Raw genomic sequence first — 3,508 nt, 5'->3', positions numbered from 1 at the left:
CTTCTTGGCGTCTTCGGCGGCTTTCTTCTTCGCGTCTTCGACGATTTTCTTCTTGGCTTCTTCAGCGGCCGCTTTCTTGGCCTCTTCTTCAGCTGCCTTTTTGGCTTCTTCTTCGGCTTTCTTCTTGGCTATATCAGCCAATTGTTTCTCTTCTGCCTTCTTGGCCTCGGCTTTCTTCGCGTCGTCGGCTTTCTTGGCTTCATCAGCCTTCTTCGCTTCGTCCGCTTTCTTCGCCTCGTCGGCCTTCTTGGCTTCCTCGGCCTTTTGAGCCGCTTCTTCTTTCTTTTGTTCCGCAGCCTTCACCGCTTCCTGCTCGACCTTTTTCTGCTCCATCTGCTCGACTTCAGTCTGGCGCGCGGCGGATTTCTTCGCCTCACCCGCAATCTTCTGATTGGTCTGGGTGGTTGCCTGACTTTTCGATTTCAGTTGATACAGGGTCGCCTGGACAATCGGCTTGGCCGGCGGCAGTTCTGGTGTGAAGGCGAAACTGACGAACAGCATGCCGAACACCAGCACGTGCAGGACAATCGCCAGAACACTAGGCCAGAAGTAGCTTTCCGAGGCGGACGGCTCTCGCTGTTGCTGCATCAGGGGGCCTCGGTAATCAAACCAACATTACCGACCCCGGCTTTCTGCAACCCGCCCATGGCGCCCATGACGGCGCCGTAATCGACGGATTTGTCGCCGCGGATAAAGACCTGGGTACGCTTGCCGCCTTCGGTGCCGGCACGAATGATCTTGGTCACCGCGTCGGTCATCTGCGGCAGGGTCATGGCCCTGTCCTGCTGCTTCTCGGTATCGACTTCGCTGCCAAGGTTCCAGTAATAGGTCTTGTCAGCCTTGATCGAAATCGTCAGCACCTGAGTGTTGTTGTCCTGCGGCAAGGCTTCGCTGGAAACCTTGGGCAGATCCACTTTCACGCCCTGATTGAGCATCGGCGCGGTCACCATGAAGATGACCAGCAGTACCAGCATCACGTCGATGTAGGGCACTACGTTCATCTCGGCGACCGGCTTGCGCTTGTTTCGGGCTCGAGCGATTAAAGCCATCGGGAAATACCTGCTTATTCTTCGCTGGTGTGCACTTTGCGGTGCAGGATCGCCTGGAATTCATCGGCGAAGGTGTAGTAGCGGCTCAGCAAGGTTTCGCTGCGGGCAGAGAAACGGTTGTAAGCGATAACGGCCGGGATCGCGGCAAACAGGCCGATCGCCGTGGCGATCAGGGCTTCGGCGATACCCGGAGCCACGGTGGCCAGGGTCGCTTGCTGGGCGCTGGCCAGACCGCGGAAGGAGTTCATGATGCCCCATACAGTACCGAACAGACCGATGTACGGGCTGACCGAACCGACAGTGGCGAGGAACGGCAGGCTCTGTTCCAGTTTCTCTTCTTCGCGGGAGATGGCGACGCGCATGGCACGGGCCACGCCTTCCATCACCGCTTCAGGATCGACGCCAGGCTGCTGACGCAGACGGGAGAATTCCTTGAAACCGGCACGGAAGATCTGCTCCACACCCGAATCCGGGTCCGGGTTGCTGCCCGCCTGACGGTACAGCTTGGACAGGTCGATGCCCGACCAGAAGCGCTCCTCGAAGCTCTCCAGGGCGCGTCGACCGGCACGCAGCAGGTTGCTGCGCTGAAAGATCATGATCCATGAGGTCACCGATGCGGCCACCAGAGTCAACATTACCAACTGCACCACGATGCTGGCATTGCTGACCAGGCTCCACATGGAGGAATGGTCGACGACGTTAGCTTCCACGCTTTATCTCCTGCTTAGAGTGTGTACCCGGACCGACCGCGTCGGCGAAGGCCGCACGCAGATCATCGGGAAGGGCCCGGGGTTTCAAACTGTTAGTGCGCACACAGGCCACCAAAAACTGCCCTTCACAGAGCAGCACATTATCCGTTGCCCGCCTGACCTGCTGTTTGAAGCGCAGGCTGGCACGGTTCAATTCGATTACATCAGCGCTTACCAGCAGTTCATCGTCCAGTCGCGCCGGCGCGTGATAACGCGCTTCGCTGGAATGCACGACGAACAACAGGTCCTCCCCTGCCAGCTGCGATTGGGCAAAGCCCAGCTCGCGGAGCCGCTCGGTTCGAGCCCGTTCCATAAACTTGAGGTAATTAACGTAATACACGATGCCGCCCGCATCGGTGTCCTCGTAATAAACGCGACAACGATGTGCGAACGGCTCAAGCCCGTTTTGCGCGCGCATACTCTAGTGCTTACTCCTCAGGTTGCCAATCCGGCCAGACAACTGTTTTTCATTGATTCGCGGCTTTACCGCAAAAGTACCGTCCTCTGACAGTACAAACCCTGAATAAATCGCCAAAAAATGTGTATCAGTCGTCGACGGCATCGAGAAACTCGTCTGCCACGGGCATTTCGCCCATTCGTGACGGAATGTTTAAACCGAAGTGCAGATAGGCATGTCGCGTCACCACCCGGCCCCGCGGCGTGCGCATGATGTAGCCCTGCTGAATCAGATACGGCTCCAGCACATCTTCGATGGTGTGGCGCTCTTCGCTGATGGCAGCGGCGAGGCTGTCGACCCCCACCGGACCGCCATCGAACTTCTCGATCATGGTCAGCAACAGACGCCGGTCCTGATGATCGAAACCATGTTCGTCGACATCCAGCAGGTTCAACGCCAGGTCCGCCACTGCTTTGGTGATATGCCCCTTGGCCCGCACTTCGGCGAAATCGCGCACCCGGCGCAACAGCCGGTTGGCGATTCGCGGCGTCCCGCGAGCCCGGCGTGCCACTTCAAAGGCGCCGTCCGGATCGAGCGGCAAGCCGAGAATGTTCGCCGAGCGACTGACAATGGTCGACAGGTCAGCGGTGCTGTAGAACTCAAGACGCTGGACGATACCGAAACGGTCACGCAACGGATTGGTCAGCATGCCGGCCCGGGTGGTTGCACCCACCAGCGTAAACGGTGGCAAATCGAGTTTGATCGAACGCGCCGCCGGTCCTTCACCGATCATGATATCGAGCTGGAAGTCTTCCATCGCCGGGTACAGCACCTCTTCAACGATCGGCGACAGGCGATGGATTTCGTCGATGAACAACACGTCGTGCGGTTCAAGGTTGGTCAGCAGCGCGGCGAGATCGCCGGGACGCTCGAGCACCGGGCCCGACGTGCTTTTGATCGACACGCCCATTTCCTGGGCGATGATGTTGGCCAGCGTGGTCTTGCCCAGCCCCGGCGGGCCAAAAATCAACGTATGGTCGAGGGATTCGTTTCGGCCACGGGCAGCCTGAATGAACAGCTCCATCTGCTCGCGTACCGTCGGCTGGCCTATATAGTCGGCCAGACTGACCGGGCGGATGGCCCGGTCCTGGACTTCTTCGCGCTCGCGCGGACTGTGCGCGGCGGCGATCAGACGATCAGCTTCAATCACTTAAATCATTCCCTTCAGGGCGCGGCGGATCATGTCTTCACTGCTCAAATTCTTGTCCTTGATCGCGGAAATCGCCTTGCTCGCTTCCTGCGGCTTGTAACCC

At 58.7% G+C, this 3,508-nt stretch carries 5 protein-coding genes and 1 pseudogene; all 6 read right to left on the bottom strand.

Features of this window, described 5'->3' with window-relative positions; all coding sequences use genetic code 11:
• Positions 1-588 (bottom strand): cell envelope integrity protein TolA (gene tolA, locus DBR24_RS34535; RefSeq protein WP_256592000.1); only part of this gene is annotated, 588 nt, incomplete at its 3' end.
• On the bottom strand, positions 588-1,040 hold the full coding sequence (gene tolR, locus DBR24_RS30105) for a protein TolR (protein WP_161794900.1): 453 nt from the start codon (positions 1,038-1,040) through the stop codon (positions 588-590). The genes tolR and tolA, both read right to left, overlap by 1 nt.
• Before the next feature lie 23 nt (positions 1,041-1,063).
• Positions 1,064-1,759, bottom strand: coding sequence for a protein TolQ (gene tolQ / locus DBR24_RS30100; protein ID WP_007912733.1), 696 nt, complete (start codon positions 1,757-1,759; stop codon positions 1,064-1,066).
• Positions 1,749-2,216, bottom strand: a complete 468-nt coding sequence (ybgC, locus tag DBR24_RS30095; protein WP_123467202.1) for a tol-pal system-associated acyl-CoA thioesterase — start codon at positions 2,214-2,216, stop codon at positions 1,749-1,751. The genes tolQ and ybgC overlap by 11 nt, the downstream gene beginning before the upstream one ends.
• Positions 2,217-2,343: 127 nt before the next feature.
• Positions 2,344-3,405, bottom strand: a complete 1,062-nt coding sequence (ruvB, locus tag DBR24_RS30090; RefSeq protein ID WP_123467205.1) for a Holliday junction branch migration DNA helicase RuvB — start codon at positions 3,403-3,405, stop codon at positions 2,344-2,346.
• A pseudogene (locus tag DBR24_RS34530) lies at positions 3,406-3,508 on the bottom strand (Holliday junction branch migration protein RuvA); the annotation flags it as partial.

Source organism: Pseudomonas sp. HMWF006 (assembly GCF_003061205.1).
Classification (GTDB): Bacteria; Pseudomonadota; Gammaproteobacteria; order Pseudomonadales; family Pseudomonadaceae; genus Aquipseudomonas; species Aquipseudomonas monsensis.
Note: the sequence above shows the minus strand (reverse complement) of the source record. Positions and strands in the feature narration are given on the sequence as shown.

What these genes read in the sequence shown, in the direction of transcription:
- ybgC (WP_123467202.1), bottom strand. Translation starts at nt 2,216, where the DNA reads ATGCGCGCGCAAAACGGGCTTGAGCCGTTCGCACATCGTTGTCGCGTT.